The sequence below is a fragment of the Amycolatopsis sp. N2S4-7 genome, from assembly GCF_058119595.1.
The window spans coordinates 3,284,566-3,300,840 of sequence record NZ_CP172299.1; the positions used below are offsets into that span (position 1 = coordinate 3,284,566).

At 71.7% G+C, this 16,275-nt stretch carries 13 protein-coding genes; 9 read left to right on the top strand and 4 right to left on the bottom strand.

What is annotated here, in order from left to right; all coding sequences use genetic code 11:
- Positions 1-8: 8 nt before the first annotated feature.
- The 5 genes from ACH54P_RS15285 to ACH54P_RS15305 are packed head-to-tail and all read left to right on the top strand — an operon-like array spanning position 9 to position 6,831.
- The gene (locus ACH54P_RS15285; protein ID WP_489913172.1) at positions 9-1,454 is read left to right on the top strand and encodes a sodium:solute symporter family protein; all 1,446 of its coding nucleotides are present in this window, start codon (positions 9-11) and stop codon (positions 1,452-1,454) included.
- Complete coding sequence (gene speB / locus ACH54P_RS15290) at positions 1,447-2,391, top strand: agmatinase (RefSeq protein WP_489913174.1); 945 nt, start codon at positions 1,447-1,449, stop codon at positions 2,389-2,391. Before ACH54P_RS15285 ends, speB begins: the two co-directional genes overlap by 8 nt.
- Positions 2,388-4,031 (top strand): thiamine pyrophosphate-binding protein, encoded by a 1,644-nt coding sequence (locus ACH54P_RS15295; protein WP_489913176.1) that lies wholly within the window; start codon positions 2,388-2,390, stop codon positions 4,029-4,031. Before speB ends, ACH54P_RS15295 begins: the two co-directional genes overlap by 4 nt.
- Positions 4,028-5,386, top strand: coding sequence for an aminobutyraldehyde dehydrogenase (locus tag ACH54P_RS15300; RefSeq protein ID WP_489913178.1), 1,359 nt, complete (start codon positions 4,028-4,030; stop codon positions 5,384-5,386). Before ACH54P_RS15295 ends, ACH54P_RS15300 begins: the two co-directional genes overlap by 4 nt.
- Positions 5,383-6,831, top strand: a complete 1,449-nt coding sequence (locus tag ACH54P_RS15305; RefSeq protein ID WP_489913180.1) for a purine-cytosine permease family protein — start codon at positions 5,383-5,385, stop codon at positions 6,829-6,831. Before ACH54P_RS15300 ends, ACH54P_RS15305 begins: the two co-directional genes overlap by 4 nt.
- 57 nt (positions 6,832-6,888) lie before the next feature.
- Here ACH54P_RS15305 and dxs read toward each other — a convergent pair whose 3' ends face one another.
- Positions 6,889-8,799, bottom strand: coding sequence for a 1-deoxy-D-xylulose-5-phosphate synthase (gene dxs, locus ACH54P_RS15310; RefSeq protein WP_489913182.1), 1,911 nt, complete (start codon positions 8,797-8,799; stop codon positions 6,889-6,891).
- 184 nt (positions 8,800-8,983) lie between these two features.
- On the opposite strand from dxs, the gene ACH54P_RS15315 reads away from it, so the two are divergent.
- Together ACH54P_RS15315 and ACH54P_RS15320 are read left to right on the top strand one after the other, a co-directional pair.
- Positions 8,984-10,453, top strand: a complete 1,470-nt coding sequence (locus ACH54P_RS15315) for an aldehyde dehydrogenase family protein (protein WP_489913184.1) — start codon at positions 8,984-8,986, stop codon at positions 10,451-10,453.
- 82 nt (positions 10,454-10,535) lie between these two features.
- Positions 10,536-10,961: a hypothetical protein gene (locus ACH54P_RS15320; protein WP_489913186.1), complete on the top strand. Its 426-nt coding sequence runs from the start codon at positions 10,536-10,538 to the stop codon at positions 10,959-10,961.
- Positions 10,962-11,018: 57 nt separating this feature from the next.
- Here ACH54P_RS15320 and ACH54P_RS15325 read toward each other — a convergent pair whose 3' ends face one another.
- The 3 genes from ACH54P_RS15325 to ACH54P_RS15335 are packed head-to-tail and all read right to left on the bottom strand — an operon-like array spanning position 11,019 to position 14,851.
- Positions 11,019-11,582 carry a TIGR03086 family metal-binding protein gene (locus ACH54P_RS15325; protein ID WP_489913187.1) on the bottom strand — a complete coding sequence of 188 codons (564 nt, stop codon included), beginning with the start codon at positions 11,580-11,582 and terminating at the stop codon, positions 11,019-11,021.
- Between the two features lie 45 nt (positions 11,583-11,627).
- Positions 11,628-12,815 carry a class I SAM-dependent RNA methyltransferase gene (locus ACH54P_RS15330; RefSeq protein WP_489913189.1) on the bottom strand — a complete coding sequence of 396 codons (1,188 nt, stop codon included), beginning with the start codon at positions 12,813-12,815 and terminating at the stop codon, positions 11,628-11,630.
- On the bottom strand, positions 12,812-14,851 hold the full coding sequence (locus ACH54P_RS15335) for an APC family permease (RefSeq protein ID WP_489913191.1): 2,040 nt from the start codon (positions 14,849-14,851) through the stop codon (positions 12,812-12,814). The genes ACH54P_RS15330 and ACH54P_RS15335 overlap by 4 nt, the downstream gene beginning before the upstream one ends.
- A gap of 94 nt (positions 14,852-14,945) precedes the next feature.
- Between ACH54P_RS15335 and ACH54P_RS15340 the strand changes: the two genes are divergently transcribed.
- Together ACH54P_RS15340 and ACH54P_RS15345 are read left to right on the top strand one after the other, a co-directional pair.
- A complete protein-coding gene (locus tag ACH54P_RS15340) occupies positions 14,946-15,611 on the top strand; it encodes a potassium channel family protein (RefSeq protein WP_489913193.1) in 666 nt (221 codons plus the stop codon).
- Complete coding sequence (locus ACH54P_RS15345) at positions 15,611-16,267, top strand: potassium channel family protein (protein ID WP_489913195.1); 657 nt, start codon at positions 15,611-15,613, stop codon at positions 16,265-16,267. Before ACH54P_RS15340 ends, ACH54P_RS15345 begins: the two co-directional genes overlap by 1 nt.
- The last annotated feature ends 8 nt before the right edge of the window (positions 16,268-16,275 follow it).

Genomic DNA, 16,275 nt, shown 5'->3' on the forward strand with positions numbered 1-16,275 from the left:
AGGACGCCGTGACCGGGGACTACGCCGTGATCGCGCTGTACATCGCGGGAATGCTCGGGGTCGGCTGGTACGGCCTGCGGCTCGCGAAGACGAAGGCCGACTACCTCGTCGCCGGGCGGCGGCTGGGCTGGTTCATGTACTCCGGCACGATGTCGGCCGTCGTGCTCGGCGGCGCGTCGACGGTCGGCGGGGTGAAGCTCGGCTACACCTACGGCCTCTCCGGCATGTGGCTGGTCGTCAGCATCGGCGTCGGCATCCTGGTGCTGCACGCGTTGTTCGCGCGCCGGCTGGTGCGGCTGAAGGTCTACACCGTCGGCGAGATGCTCGACCTGCGCTACGGCGGCCGCACGAGCGCGGTGTCCGGCGTCGTCATGTGGGGCTACACGCTGATGCTGACGGTCACCTCGACGCTGGCGTTCGCGACCATCTTCAAGGTGCTGTTCGACCTGCCGAACTGGGCCGGGATCGCGATCGGCGGCTCGATCGTGGTGCTCTACTCGGTGCTCGGCGGCATGTGGTCGATCACGCTCACCGACATCGCCCAGTTCGTCATCAAGACCATCGGCATCCTGGCGATCCTGCTGCCGGTCGCCATCTCGTCCGCGGGCGGGTTCGACGGCATGAGCGCCAAGCTCGACGCGAGCTTCTTCAGCTTCACCTCGATCGGCACGGACACGATCATCACCTACTTCGTGATCTACACCTTCGGCCTGCTGATCGGCCAGGACATCTGGCAGCGCGTGTTCACCGCCCGCACGCCGGGGATCGCGACGTCCGGCGGCATCACCTCCGGCGTCTACTGCCTGGTCTACGGTCTGGCCGGCGCCCTGATCGGCACGGCGGCCCACGCGCTGTACCCGGACATCGCCAGCGCGCAGGACGCCTTCGCGACGATCGTCGAGCGGCTGCTGCCGACCGGCGTCCGCGGCCTGGTCCTGGCCGCCGCGCTCTCGGCGATGATGTCCACGGCGAGCGGCGCGCTGATCGCCTGTTCCACCACGACGACGTCGGACCTGCTGAGCAAGCTGGGCCTGAAGAAGGGCGGCGAAGTCAGCCGCAACCGGCTCGCCACGCTGGTGCTCGGGCTCTTGGCCATCGGCATCGCGATGATCGTCGACGACGTCGTCAACGCGCTCACCATCGCCTACGACCTCCTGGTCGGCGGCCTGCTGGTGGCGATCGTCGGCGCCCTGTTCTGGAAGCGCGGCACCCGGCAGGGCGCGTACGCGTCGATGGTCGCGGGCACGATCTCGGTCATCGCGTTCATGATCATCGACGGTGTCGCCGCCAACACCCCGATCTACTGGGGCCTCGGCGCGAGCCTGGTGGTGTACCTGGCCGTCAGCTTCGCGACGCCCCGCACGGCCGACTCGATCCTTTCCGTCTGGACCCGCCGGCTGAGCGGCCGCGAAACACCCCTCTCGAACCGGGAACAGGAGCCCACCAGTGCCTAACATCGGACCCCTCGACTCGTCGCACGTCCCCCGGTTCGCCGGCTTCGCGACCTTCGCGCGGCTGCCGCGGATCGACCAGGTCTCCCGCGCCGACGTCGCCGTCGTCGGGGTGCCCTTCGACTCCGGGGTGTCCTACCGGCCCGGCGCGCGGTTCGGCCCGGCGGCCGTCCGCGAGGCGAGCCGGCTGCTGCGGCCCTACCACCCGGAGCTGGACGTCTCGCCGTTCGCCGAGTGCCAGGTCGTGGACGCCGGGGACATCGCGGTGAACCCGTTCGACATCGGTGAGGCGATCGAGACGCTGCAGCAGGAAGCCGAGGCGCTGCAGGCGAACGGGACACGCCTGGTGACCGTCGGCGGCGACCACACCATCGCGCTGCCGCTGCTGCGGGCCGCGGCGAAGCAGCACGGACCCGTTGCGCTGCTGCACTTCGACGCGCACCTCGACACCTGGGACACCTACTTCGGCGAGCCGTACACGCACGGCACGCCGTTCCGGAGGGCGTCCGAGGAAGGCATCCTCGACACGAGCGCGCTGTCGCACGTCGGCACGCGCGGGCCGTTGTACGGCAAGCGGGACCTCGAGGAGGACCGGCGGCTCGGCTTCGGCATCGTCACCTCCGGCGATGTCCTGCGCCGCGGCGTCGCCGAGACGATCGACGCGCTGCGGCAGCGCATCGGCGACCGGCCGCTCTACGTCTCGGTCGACATCGACGTCCTCGACCCGGCCCACGCACCCGGCACCGGCACCCCCGAAGCGGGCGGGCTGACCAGCCGCGAGCTCCTGGAGATCCTGCGCGGGCTGCGCGACCTCAACCTGGTCGGCGCGGACGTCGTCGAGCTCGCCCCGGCCTACGACCACGCCGAGATCACCGCCATCGCGGCCTCCCACGTCGCCTACGACCTGGTGAGCCTGCTGACGCTGGGGAAGGGCGCATGACGCGCATCGGGGGCGACGTCGTCGTCGAGACCTTGCGGGCACTGGGTGCCGACACCGTGTTCGGCCTGCCGGGCCAGCACGCGCTGGGCCTGTTCGAGGCGCTGCGGCGCGCCGACGACGTCCGCGTGATCAGCGGGCGCGTCGAGAACAACCTCGCGTTCGCCGCCGACGGGCACGCCCGCGCGCGGCTCGCCGCGAACCCCGAGGGCCCGGCGCCGGTGACGCCGCTCGTCGTGTCGACCGGCCCGGGCGCGTTGCTGACGTTGGCTTCCCTGCAGGAATCCCGGGCCGCGTCGGTGCCGGTGCTCGGGATCTCCAGCCAGGTCCCGGTCGCCGGGCTCGGCGGCGGACGGCACGGCTACCTGCACGAGCTGCCCGACCAGCAGGCCAGCTTCCGGGACGTCGTCAAGTCGGTGCACGTCGTGCGCCGGGCGAGCCAGCTCCCGACGGCGCTGCGCGAGGCCTGGACGTCGGCGGCGACCGCGCCGTACGGCCCGGTGTGGGTCGAGATCCCCCAAGACGTGCTGCTCGGACCGGCCGGGATCCCGCCGATCACGTCGGCGCCGGCCGCTCCCCCTGGTCTCGCGCCCCTGCCCGAGCTGGTCGCGGAGGCGGCCGAGCTCCTGGCGGCGGCGTCGAACCCGGTGATCCTGGCCGGCGGCGGGGCGTTGCGCTCGGGCGCGCACGCCGAGCTGACGGCCCTGGCCGAGGCCCTGCGGGCGCCGGTGATCTCGACCTTCGGCGGCAAGGGCGTCTTCGGCTGGGACCACGAGCTGTCCGGGCGGTCGTGGCTGGAGGACTGGCACACGACGGAGTTCCTCGCTGGCGCCGACGTCCTGCTCGTGCTCGGCTCCGGGCTCGGCGAGCTGTCCAGCAACTACCGCGAGTTCGCCCCGCGCGGCCGGGTGATCCAGGTCGAGGCCGACCTCGGGAAACTGGAGTCGAACTACCCCGGCCTCGGCATCCACGCCGACGTGCGGCCCACGCTGCAGGCGCTGCTCGAGTGGGTGCCGATGCGGCCGTCCGACGGGCGGGCCGAGAAGGCGGTTTCGGGGTTGCTCGCGCGGGTGGAGTCGCGGCTGGCCGGTCAGGACCTGGCCGTCGAGCGCAAGCTGATCGACGACATCCGCGCGGCACTGCCCGAGGGCACCCAGACGTACTGGGACATGACGATCGCCGCGTACTGGGCCTGGTCGGCGTGGAACCCCGAGGGCGCGCCGATCCACACGGCGCAGGGCGCGGGCGGGCTGGGCTACGGGCTGCCGGGCGCGCTCGGCGGCGCGGCCGCCGGGGGTGCCACGCTCGCCGTGTCCGGCGACGGCGGCGCGATGTACGGGCTCGCCGAGCTGGCCACCGCGGTGCAGCACGGCCTCGACGTCACGTGGCTGATCGTCGACGACGGCGGCTACGGCATCCTCCGCGAGTACCTCACCGACGCCTTCGGCCGCACGACGGCGACCGAGCTGGCGCGGCCCGACTTCGTGGCGCTGGCTTCGGCGTTCGGCGTGCCCGCGACGTTGTCCTCTTTGGACACGGTGGGCGCGGACCTGGCGAAGGCGCTGCGCACGCCCGGGCCGTCCGTCGTAGTCCTCCCCGCGCTGCTCAAGATGTTCGCGCCGACCCATCTGGAGAAGGCATGACCCGCACGCTCGACCTGACCGATCCGGCGACCGGCGAGGTGTTCGGCACCAGCGTCGTCAGCTCGCAGCCCGATGTCGACAAGGCGATGGCGGCCGCCGCGCAAGCGTTTGCGGGGTGGCGGCGCAGCACCCCGGCGCAGCGGCAGCTGGCGCTGCTGAAGATCGCCGACGCGCTCGAGGCGCGCGCGCCGGAGTTCGCCGACCTCGAGGTGCGGGAGACCGGCAAGATCCGGTCCGTCGTCCTGGACGAGGAGATCCCGGAGTGCGTGAGCGCCCTGCGGTTCTTCGCGGGCGCCGCGCGGCAGCTGGAGGGCACCGCGGCCGGGGAGTACCTGCCGGGCCACACGTCGGTGATCCGCCGCGAGCCGATCGGCGTCTGCGCGCAGATCGCGCCGTGGAACTACCCGCTGATGATGGCGGTCTGGAAGATCGCGCCCGCGCTCGCCGCGGGCAACACCGTCGTGCTCAAGCCGGCCGAGACGACGCCGTCGACCGCGGTGCTGCTGGCCCGCGTCGCGGCGGAGTTCCTGCCGTCGGGTGCGTTCACCGTGCTGACCGGTGACCGCGACACCGGCCGCGCGCTGGTCCGCCACCCTCTCACGGCACTGGTCTCGATCACCGGGTCGACCCGGGCGGGCATCGACGTCGCCACCGTGGCCGCCGCCGACCTCAAGCGCACCCACCTCGAACTGGGCGGCAACGCGCCGCTGCTGGTGTTCCCCGACGCCGGCCTCGCCTCGACGGCGGCCGGCATCGTGGGCGCGGCGTTCTACAACGCCGGGCAGGACTGCACGGCGGGCAGCCGGGTGCTCGTCCACGAGTCCATCCACGACGACTTCGTCGCTTCACTGGCGAAGACGGCTTCGGCGCAGACGCCGGGCGTCGACTTCGGGCCGCTGAACAGCGCGGCGCAGCTCTCGCGCGTCGAGGGACTGATCTCGCGGCTGCCGTCCCACGCCCGGATCGAAACCGGCGGCACGCGGTTCGGTTCGCGCGGTTTCTCCTTCTCCCCCACGGTTGTTTCGGGGCTGCGTCAGGACGACGAGATCGTCCAGGAGGAGATCTTCGGGCCGGTCGCCACGGTCCAGTCCTTTTCGGACGAAGCGCAGGCGGTTTCGCTGGCCAACGGCGTCCCGTACGGGCTGGCGTCGTCGGTCTGGACGCGGGACCTCGCCGTCGCCGCGCGAGTTTCGGCCGAGCTGGACTTCGGCTGCGTGTGGGTCAACACGCACGGGCCGCTGGCCGCCGAGATGCCGCACGGCGGGTTCGGCCACTCCGGCCACGGCAAGGACCTCTCCGCGTACGCCTTCGCCGAGTACACCCGGGTCAAGCACGTGATGACGAGGTTCGCATGAGCACCCGCGTGACGGAGGTCGAGCAGCACGGGATCGCGCCGATCCCGCCGGCCGAGCAGACCTCCCGCCCGCGCGACCTGTTCCGGATGGCGTTCGGCGGCGCGAACACGTTCGCCACGATCATCCTGGGCACGCTGCCGATCGCGTACGGGCTGAGCTTCCGCGACGCGGCTTCGGCGACCGCACTGGGTGTCGTCGTGGGCGGGCTGGTGCTGGCCCCGATGGCGTTGTTCGGACCGCGGACGCGGACGAACAACGCGGTGTCGTCCGGCGCGCACTTCGGCGTGGTCGGCCGCTGTGTCGGCTCGTTCCTCTCGCTGCTGACGGCGATCACGTTCTTCGCGATCTCGGTCTGGGTCAGCGGCGACGCGGTGGCCGGAGCGGCGCAGCGGCTGTTCGGCTTCGACGGCGGCGCGGTGCTGCGCGGGGTCGCGTACGGCGTGATCGCGATCGCGACGCTGGTGGTGTGCATCTACGGCTACCGGTTCATGCTGCTGGTCAACCGGATCGCGGTGGTCCTCGGCACGGCGATCATGCTGCTGGGCGTACTGGCGTACGGCGGCTCGTTCGACCCGGCCTACGCGGGTACAGGCACGTACGCACTGGGCACGTTCTGGCCGACGTTCACCCTCGCGGCCCTGACAGCACTGGCGAATCCGATCTCGTTCGGCGCGTTCCTCGGCGACTGGGCCCGCTACATCCCGTCTTCTCACAGCAAACGGTCATTGCTGGCGGCCCCGTTCCTGGCCCAGGTGGCCACACTGCTCCCGTTCGGCTTCGGCATCGCGACGGCGACCCTGGTGGCCGACCCCGCGGACTACATCACGGGCCTGACGGCGATTTCCCCGCTGTGGTACGCAATCCCCCTGATCGTGGTGGCCCTGATCGGCGGCCTGTCGACGGGAACGACGTCGTTGTACGGAACAGGCCTGGACTTCAGTTCGATCTTCCCGCGGCTGTCCCGGGTACGGGCGACGTTGTCGATCGGAACGCTGAGCGTGGCATTCGTGTTCGTGGGCAACTTCGTGCTGGACATGGTGTCGAGCATCAACGCGTTCGCCACGCTGATCGTCCTGTGCACGTCCCCCTGGATGGTGATCATGATGATCGGCTTCGTCCAGCGCCGCGGGTTCTACGACGTGGCGGACCTGCAGGTGTTCAACGAGGGCCGCAAGGGCGGCAGGTACTGGTTCACCCGCGGGGTGAACTGGCGAGCAATGGCCGCCTGGATCCCGGCGACAACGCTGGGCTTGCTGTGCACGAACACACCGATGATCGCGGGCCCCCTGGGCGACCTGGCGGGTGGGGTCGACATCAGCCTGGTGGTGACCCTGGTGACAGCAGCGGTGGCCTACCCGCTGCTGGTAAAGCTGTTCCCGGAACCCCCAGAGGTCTTCGCCTCGGCTCCGATCCCGGCGGTCGCCGCGCTGCCCGCCGAAGCCTGAGCTGGATGGTCATCCGAGTGCCTGCCGTCCGGCGAGGACAGTCTTTTCCCCCAGCATTCAGCTGCGATTGGCGTCCTTCTTCACGGGCTCGTCCGATCCCAACCGCCCAGAGGCCCACTCAGTAACCCGCCGAGCCACATCCTGAGCGGTCAACCCGATCCGCCCCAGAACCTCGTCCCGGCTCCCGTGATCATGGAACGACTGAGGCACAGCCAGATCCCGCAGCGGCACATCGCACTCGGCATCCCGGAACATCGCCGCCAACGCCGACCCGAAACCACCATGACGGCCACTGTCCTCAACCGTCACGACGAGCTTGTGCTGCGACGCCAGCGCCACCAGCTCCGCCGGCACAGGCAGCACCCACCGCGGGTCGACCACCGTCACACCGATCCCCTGATCGGCAAGCCGGTCCGCGGCCGCCAGCCCCAGCGTCGCGAACGCGCCGACCGTCACCAGCAGCACGTCGGCACCTTCGACCGGCCGGCGCAGCACGTCGACCGTGCCGATCCGCTCGACAGCGGTGACGTCCGTGCCGACCTTGCCCTTCGAGAACCGCAGCGCGGTCGGCCCGTCGGACACCGCGACGGCCTCACGCAGCTCCTCGCGCAGCGTCGCCGGGTCGCGCGGCGCGGCCACCCGCATCCCCGGCACCATGCCGAGCAGCGACAGATCCCACATGCCGTGGTGGCTCGGCCCGTCCGGCCCGGTGATCCCGGCCCGGTCGAGCACCAGCGTCACCGGCTGGCGGTGCAGCGCGACATCCATCAGCACCTGGTCGAACGCCCGGTTCAAGAACGTCGAGTAGATCGCCACCACCGGGTGCAGGCCGCCCATCGCGAGCCCCGCGGCCGAGGTGACCGCGTGCTGCTCGGCGATCCCGACGTCGTACCAGCGGTCCGGGAACGCCTCGGCGAACTTGTCCAGGCCGGTCGAACGCAGCATCGCCGCGGTGATCGCGACGACGTCCTCGCGCTCGGCGCCGATTCGAGCCAGCTCGTCGCCGAACACGCCGGTCCAGCTCGGGCCCTTCACCGGCGGCAGGCCGGTCTCCGGGTCGATCGGGTCGGTCTGGTGCATCTGGTCGTGCTCGTTGTTGACCGCGGGCGCGTAGCCGTGCCCCTTCTCGGTCACCACGTGCACGATCACCGCGCCGCCGAAGGTCTTCGCGCTGTGGAACGCCTTCTCGAGCGCGACGAGGTCGTGGCCGTCGACCGGGCCGAGGTACTTCAGGCCCAGGTCGGAGAACATCGCCTGCGGGCTCAGCGCGTCCTTGAGGCCGGCCTTTGCGGCGTGCAGCGCGGCGTAGATCGGCCTGCCGACGACCGGGGTGTGCTTGAGGATCTCGCGGCCGCCGTCGAGCAGGCGCTCGTAGCCGGGCTGCAGGCGCAAAGCGGCGAGGTGATCGGCCAGGCCGCCGATGGTCGGCGAGTAGGAGCGGCCGTTGTCGTTGATCACGATGACGACCGGGCGCTCCCGGTGCGCGGCGATGTTGTTGAGCGCCTCCCAGCACATGCCGCCGGTGAGCGCGCCGTCGCCGACGACCGCGATCGCGTGCCGCCCGCCGCCGCCCAGCTCGAACGCCTTCGCCAGGCCGTCCACATAGGACAGGCCGGCCGAGGCGTGGCTGCTCTCCACCCAGTCGTGCTCACTCTCCGCACGCGAGGGGTAGCCGGTGACCCCGCCGGTCTGGCGCAGCAGGTCGAACCCGTCGGCGCGGCCGGTGACGATCTTGTGGACGTACGCCTGGTGGCCGACGTCCCAGACGATCGCGTCGCGGGGCGAGTCGAACACGCGGTGCAGCGCGAGCGTCAGCTCGACGACGCCGAGGTTCGGCCCCAGGTGCCCGCCGGCCCGGCGGACCTTGTCGACGAGGAAGTCCCGGATCTCGGCGGCCAGCTCGCCGAGGTCCTCGACACTCAAGCGCTTCAGGTCCGCCGGTCCGCTCAGGGACTCCAGCATCGTCACTCGTCTCCACCTCACTCGTCGACGTGCTCCAGTTCCGGCCAGTCTACGGAGACCCGCCAGGACAGTTCCGCCTGCCGCGTCCGGCGTCACAGGCGGAGCGCGATCAGCGGTCATCACGCGGGGTGAACCTCGTCTCCCCGCGTCGCTGTGGCGGTCACACGGCGTGGCCGTGAAGAATGGTTTCATGGCGGACTTCTTCATCGGCGGCGAATGGGTGGACGCGATCGGCGGGGGCCGCCGGGAGATCCGCTGCCCGGCCGACGGTTCCCTGGTCGCGACGGTCGCCGAGGGCACCGGCAAGGACACCGAAGCGGCCATCGCGGCGGCGCGCCGGGCGTTCGACACCGGGCCGTGGCCCGGCACGCCCGCCCACCTGCGCGGCGACCTGCTGCTGCGCACCGCGGACCTGCTGGACCGCGACGCGGAGGCCTTCGCCCGCGCCGAGTCGCTCGACACCGGCAAACGCCTGGTCGAGAGCCGGTACGACATGGCCGACATCGCCGCCTGCCTGCGCTACTTCGGCAAGCTGGCGGCACAGGACGCCGGGCGCGTCGTCGACACCGGCAACCCGGACGCGTTCAGCCGGATCGTGCACGAGCCGGTCGGCGTCTGCGGGCTGATCACGCCGTGGAACTACCCGCTGCTGCAGACCGTGTGGAAGATCGCGCCGGCGCTGGCCGCGGGCAACACGTTCGTCCTCAAGCCCAGCGAGCTGACCCCGCACACGGCGATCCTGTTCCTCAAGCTGCTCACCGAGGCGGGCCTGCCCGCGGGCGCCGGCAACCTCGTGCTGGGCGCGGGCGCCCAGGCCGGCGCGCCGCTGGCGTCCCACCCGGACGTCGACCTGGTGTCGTTCACCGGCGGGCTGGAGACCGGCAAGGTGATCGCCGCGGCCGCCGCCGGGACGGTCAAGAAAGTGGCCCTCGAGCTGGGCGGGAAGAACCCGAACGTGGTCTTCGCCGACGCCGACTTCGAGACCGCGGTCGACTACGCGCTGACGGCGGTCTTCCTGCACTCCGGCCAGGTGTGCTCGGCGGGCGCGCGGCTGATCGTGCAGCGCGAGTGGCACGACGAGTTCGTCGACGAGCTGGTGCGCCGCGCCGAGCGGATCCGCCTGGGCGGGCCGTTCGACCCGCAGGCGGAGACGGGGCCGCTGATCTCGGCCGCGCACCTGGCGAAGATCGAGAAGTACGTGGCGGCCGCGCTGGCCGAGGGCGCGGTGCTGCGAACGGGCGGCCGGCGCCCCGGCGACCCCTCGCTGGCCGACGGCTTCTACTACCTGCCGACCATCCTGGACCAGGTGGAACAGGGCTCGTCGGCGGTCGTCGACGAGTCGTTCGGGCCGGTCCTGACGGTCGAGACGTTCACCGACGAGGACGACGCGGTCCGCATCGCCAACGACACCCACTACGGTCTGGCCGGCGCGGTGTTCACGCAGGACGCGTCGCGGGCGCAGCGGGTGGCCGGGCGGCTGCGGCACGGCACGATCTGGATCAACGACTTCCACCCGTACCTGCCGCAGGCCGAGTGGGGCGGCTACAAGCAGTCCGGGTTCGGCCGCGAGCTGGGCCCGACGGGGCTGGCCGAGTACACCGAGGTCAAGCACATCTACCAGAACCTGCGCCCGGCACCGCAGCGCTGGTTCGCCGGCTGAGTCCCCCGTTCGGGATCCACCGAACGGCCGAGCGCGGAAAACGGGATCGGCAAGCCGCCTGGCGCGTTTTATGCTGCGTGGCGTGAGGCAGCGAGCTTGGCGCGGGCCGCGCGCGGCGCTGGTGGGGGCGGCCGGCTTCGGGGTGATCGCCGGGCTGACGCTGCGCACGGCCGAGTACCCGGGAGTGCTGCCGCCGGGCACGCCCGACCCGGAACTGGACCTGGGCTTGCGCCTGGTCTGCGCGGCGGCGGTGCTGGCCGCGGTGACGTTGGTGTACCTGACCTTCGCCCGCCGCGAGGACGAGCCCCTGGCGATGGCCTGCCTCCCGGGGCTGGTGGTGACGGGGGTGGTGCTGCGCCATTTGGTGGTGACGCTCCCGGGCGTGGCCCGCTTCCAACCGGCGGCGAGGATCGTGCCGGGAGCGGGATCGTGGGTGCTGCTGGTATCGGGAGTGGCGATGACGGCGACAGGCTTGGCGGCGGCTTTCGCGGTACGCCGGGCAAGCTGAAGACCAGGCCCGGTCACCTCGCCGACCCACCACCCGCAGCCCCCAGCCCTGACCTCCTCAGCCACCCACCCCCTTCCGCCCCAGAAACGCCGCCAGCCGGTCCGCCGCGGTCGCACCCGCCGGTGGCTCCACCTCCGGCGCGAACGGCCCGCCCGGCTGCCGCGGAGTCGCTCCGAACCGCGATCGCCACTGGGCCAGTGCGCTCTCCGCCAGCTCCGGCAGCAGATCCGTCGACCCGCCGGTCGCGTCCGCGAGGTCCCAGCCGTGCACCAGGTACTCGTTCACGCGCATGTGCACCAGGAACACCCCTGGCATCTCCCCCAGCGGCGTCGTCACCGTCCGCGTGAACAGCCCGGGCGCGCTCAGCACCGCACGGGCCGCCGCCGCCGAAGCGGCGAACGCCTCCGCGGGCGACGGCCCCAGGTGGTCGCCCTCCGCCGCCGGTGGGCCCGAACCCGCCCAGAACGCCACCTTCGCGTTGCCGTGGGCCAGGTGGTTCACCACCGCGCGGACGTCCCAGTCCGCGCACGCCGTCGGGAGGGTCCACTGCTCAGGCTCGATCGCGGCGACCAGGCCGGTCACCGTCGAGGCCGCGAGATCGAAGTCGTCGAGAGGGGTCATGACAGCCAGTGTGACCGCCACCACCGACAGTTTTGCGAACCGCGATCAGGACAGCAGCGCCACGCACTCCACGTGGTGCGTCATCGGGAAGGCGTCGAACGCCCGCAGGTCGGTCAGCCCGTACCCGTGCGAAGCGAAGATCGCCAGGTCGCGGGCCAGCGCCGCCGGGTCGCAGGCCACGTACACGATCCGGTCCGGGGCGCCGGCCACGATGGACTCCACCACCGGGCGCCCCGCTCCCTTGCGCGGCGGGTCCAGCACCACGACGTCGACCGGCTTGGGCGCCGACGCCAGCACGTGCTCCACCCGCCCGGCCTGCCACGCCACCTGCGGCAGGTCCGCCAGGTTCCGCTCGCCGTCGGCGACCGCCCGCCGGCCGGACTCCACCGCCAGCACCCGGCCGGACGAGCCGACCTGCGAAGCCAGCACCGACGCGAACAGCCCGACCCCGGCGTAGAGGTCCCAGGCCGAACCGCCCGCGGGCGCCTCCGCCCACTCCGCCACGACCGCGGCCAGTGTCGGCGCCGCCGCCGGGTGGACCTGCCAGAAGCCGTGCGCGTCGAGGCGCCAGTCGCGGCCCGCCGCGTGCTGGACCGCCAGCCCGCCCGCCAGCTGCCGGGCGCGGACCTTGCCGCGGACCGTCGACAGCTCCCGCACGTGCACCCCGCCGTCGCCGTCCTTGGTGACCTCGATCTCGCTGCCCGGCCGCCAGCGCCGCGCCAGAACGTCGTCGAGCGCGCCGGGGACCGCGATCGGGCAGTCGTCCAGCGGCACCACCCGGTGGCTGTGGTGGGCGCGCAGCCCGGCCCGCCCGTCCTGCCCGGCGACGAGCCGGACGCGGCTGCGCCAGTCGAGGGGCCCGCCCTCGAGGGCTTCGACGACAACCTCGCGCTCGATCCCGGCCAGCCGCTGAAGCTGCTCCGCGACCACTGCCGCCTTCAACGTGCGCTGGTAGTCCGGATCGGCGTGCTGCCAGTCGCAGCCGCCGCAGCCGCCGGGCACCGCGAGCGGGCAGGGCGGCGGAACCCGGTGGGGCGACGGCGAAAGCACCTCGACGGCGTCGCCGCGGCAGAACGAGCCGCCGTTGTCCTCGGTGACCTCCACCCGGACCTGCTCGCCCGGCAGTGCGTGGCGGACGAACACGACCCGCCCTTCGGCGCGCGCCACGCAGTGGCCGCCGTGCGCCACCGCGCCGACCTCCACCTCGAGGACCCGGCCCAGCCAGCTGGTCATTCGGCGGGCTCCTTGGGTTTCGCCGCGCGGACGTCGGGCCGGTTCCCGCCGGGCGAGAACCCGCGCCGGACGTCACCGGCGGCCGGCCATTCGTTCCGGACGCGCGCGGCCGCCTTGGCCGACGACTCCAGCTGCCACGGCACGCTCGTCACCATGACGCCCGGCTGGAACAGCAGGCGGCCCTTGAGCCGCAGCGCGCTCTGGTTGTGCAGCACCTGCTCCCACCAGTGACCGACCACGTACTCCGGGATGAACACGGTGACCACGTTGCGCGGGTTGTCACCACGCACGCGCTTCACGTAGTCGAGGACCGGTTTCGTGATCTCGCGGTAGGGCGATTCGACGACCTTCAGCGGCACCTTGAAGTTGTGCGCGTCCCACTCCTGCGTCAGCCGCCGGGTGTCCGCGTCGTCCACGTTGACCGTGACGGCTTCGAGGACGTCCGGGCGCATCGCCTTGGCGTAGGCCAGCGCCCGCAGCGTCGGCCGGTGCAGTTTGGACACCAGCACGATCGCGTGGTTGCGCGACGGCAGCACGGTCGGGGTGTCGCCGAGGTCCTTGAGCTCCTCGGCGACGCGGTCGTAGTGCTTCCGGATCGCCGTCATGAGCACGAAGATCGCCACCATCGCCGCGATCGCGATCCACGCGCCGAGCAGGAACTTCGTGATCAGCACGATCACCAGCACCACGCCGGTCATGGTCAGGCCCACCGCGTTGACCGTCTGCGAGCGGCGCATCCGCCGCCGCTTGGCGGGATCGGTTTCCCGGGCCAGCAGCCGGTTCCAGTGCCGGATCATGCCGGCCTGGCTCACCGTGAAGGACACGAACACGCCGACGATGTAGAGCTGGATGAGCCGGGTGACCTCGGCGTCGAAGGCGATGATCAGCACCAGCGCGAAGGCCGCGAGGAACAGGATGCCGTTGGAGAACGCCAGCCGGTCGCCGCGGGTGTGCAGCTGCCGCGGCAGGTAGCGGTCCTGCGCCAGGATCGAGCCCAGCACGGGGAAGCCGTTGAACGCGGTGTTGGCGGCCAGCAGCAGGATGATGCCGGTGGAGAAGGAGATGTAGTAGAACGCCGGCGGGAAGTCGGCGAACACCGCGTGCGCGATCTGCGCGACGATCGTCTTCTGCTCGTAGCCGGCGGGCGCGCCGGCGAGCTGCTCGGCCGGGTCCTCGGCGAACTTGACGTCGGTGATCGAGGCCAGGGTGATGATGCCGACCAGCATGGTCACCGCGAGCAGGCCCATCATCAGCAGCGTCGTCGCCGCGTTCTTCGACTTGGGCTTCTGGAACGCCGGGACGCCGTTGCTGATCGCCTCGACCCCGGTCAGCGCCGCGGCCCCCGACGAAAACGCTCTCAGCACGAGGAACGCGTACGCCATCCCCGCGAAGGTGCCCTCGGAGCTCAGCGTGAACCCGGCGCTCTCGGCCTTCATCTCGGTGCCGGTGGCCGCCTGGACCAGCCCCCACACGACCATCACCAGGATGCCCAGGATGAACCCGTAGGTCGGGATCGCGAAGGCCTTGCCCGACTCGCGGATGCCGCGGAGGTTGAGCGACGTCAGCACGACGACGATGACGATCGAAGCCAGCACCTTGTGCTGCGCGACCCACGGCACGGCCGACCCGATGTTGGCCACACCGGACGAAGTGGACACTGCGACGGTGAGCACGTAGTCGACGAGCAGCGCGCTCGCCACGGTCAGCCCGAACTTGCCGCCCAGGTTCGTGTTGGCGACCTCGTAGTCGCCGCCGCCGCTCGGGTACGCGTGCACGTTCTGGCGGTAGGACGCGACGACGACGAGCATGACCAGCGCCACCGCGATGCCGATCCACGGCGCCAGGGCGTACGCGGAGAGGCCCGCGACGCTCAGGGTCAGGAAGATTTCTTCCGGGGCGTAGGCCACGCTCGACAGCGCGTCCGACGCGAAGATCGGCAGCGCGATGCGCTTGGGCAGGAGCGTGTGAGCGAGCCTGTCACTGCGGAACGGACGTCCGAGGACCAGGCGTTTCAGCACGGTCGGGAACTTCGACACCACGGAAGCCTAACGGCAGGGGCGCACGGTAGGTTCGGCGCTGGCATGTCGGGGTAGGTACGGACGGGTGAACCCGCCGAAGAGGAGGCAGGGCGTGCACGTGGTGATCATGGGATGCGGCCGGGTAGGCGCGTCTCTGGCCGCTGCGCTGGAGCGGCTCGGCCACGACGTGGCCGTCATCGACAAGAACCAGCAGGCCTTCCGCCGGCTGGGGAGCGACTTCCACGGCCAGCAGGTCGTGGGGGTCGGGTTCGACCGCCAGGTGCTGATCGCGGCGGGCATCGAGCGGGCCGGCGCGTTCGCCGCGGTGTCCAGCGGCGACAACTCGAACATCATTTCGGCGCGGGTCGCGCGGGAGAACTTCGGCATCGAGCACGTCGTCGCGCGGATCTACGACCACAAGCGCGCGGCCGTGTACGAGCGGCTGGGCATCCCGACCGTCGCGACCGTGCCGTGGACCACCGACCGGTTCCTGCGGAGCCTCCTGCCGGACGGCGTCGCGTCGGCGTGGCGGGACCCGTCGGGCAACGTCGCGCTGCTGCAGCTGCCGCTGCACGAGGGCTGGGTCGGGCACTCCGTCCGGTCCCTCCAGGAGGCGACCGGCGCGCGGGTGGCGTTCATCATGCGCTTCGGCACGCCGGTGCTGCCGGACGGCAAGACGATGGTGCAGGCCGACGACGTCGTGTGGGTGGCCGCGCGTTCGGGCACGGTCAGTGACGTCACGAGCGTGGCGCAGCGCGAACCGGAGGACGAGAACTGATGCGGGTCGCGATTGCCGGGGCGGGTGCCGTCGGCCGTTCCATCGCCGCCGAGCTGATCGACGGCCGCCACCAGGTGATGCTCATCGAGCGGGAGGCCGACCAGTTCGAGCCGCACACGGTCGAGCAGGCCGACTGGGTGCTCGGCGACGCGTGCGAGGTGTCGATCCTGGAGGAGTCCGGGATCGAGCAGTGCGACGTCGTGATCGCCGCGACCGGCGACGACAAGGCGAACCTCGTCGTATCACTGCTGGCGAAGACGGAGTTCGCGGTCCGGCGCGTGGTGGCGCGGGTGAACAACCCGGCCAACGAGTGGCTGTTCACCGACGCCTGGGGCGTCGACGTCGCCGTATCGACGCCGCGGATGCTCGCGGCGATGGTCGAGGAGGCGGTCAGCGTCGGCGACCTGGTGCGGCTGATGACGTTCCGGCAGAGCAACGCGAACCTCGTCGAGCTGACGCTGCCGGCGGAGACCCCGCTGGCCGGCAAGCCGGTGAGCGACCTGTCCCTCCCCCGCGACGCGGCTCTGGTGACCATCCTGCGCGGCGACCGCGTGATCGTGCCGCAGCCGGAGGACCCGTTGGAGCCGGGCGACGAGCTCCTGTTCGTCGCGACGGCGGACGTCGAACCGGAGATCCGGACGGCGCTGGGGTACTGAACCGGCCA

Coding starts and splice junctions, on each gene's coding strand:
- ACH54P_RS15295 (WP_489913176.1), top strand. CDS start 2,388: ATGACGCGCATCGGGGGCGACGTCGTCGTCGAGACCTTGCGGGCACTG.
- ACH54P_RS15300 (WP_489913178.1), top strand. CDS start 4,028: ATGACCCGCACGCTCGACCTGACCGATCCGGCGACCGGCGAGGTGTTC.
- ACH54P_RS15305 (WP_489913180.1), top strand. CDS start 5,383: ATGAGCACCCGCGTGACGGAGGTCGAGCAGCACGGGATCGCGCCGATC.
- ACH54P_RS15315 (WP_489913184.1), top strand. CDS start 8,984: ATGGCGGACTTCTTCATCGGCGGCGAATGGGTGGACGCGATCGGCGGG.
- ACH54P_RS15325 (WP_489913187.1), bottom strand. CDS start 11,582: ATGACCCCTCTCGACGACTTCGATCTCGCGGCCTCGACGGTGACCGGC.
- ACH54P_RS15330 (WP_489913189.1), bottom strand. CDS start 12,815: ATGACCAGCTGGCTGGGCCGGGTCCTCGAGGTGGAGGTCGGCGCGGTG.
- ACH54P_RS15345 (WP_489913195.1), top strand. CDS start 15,611: ATGCGGGTCGCGATTGCCGGGGCGGGTGCCGTCGGCCGTTCCATCGCC.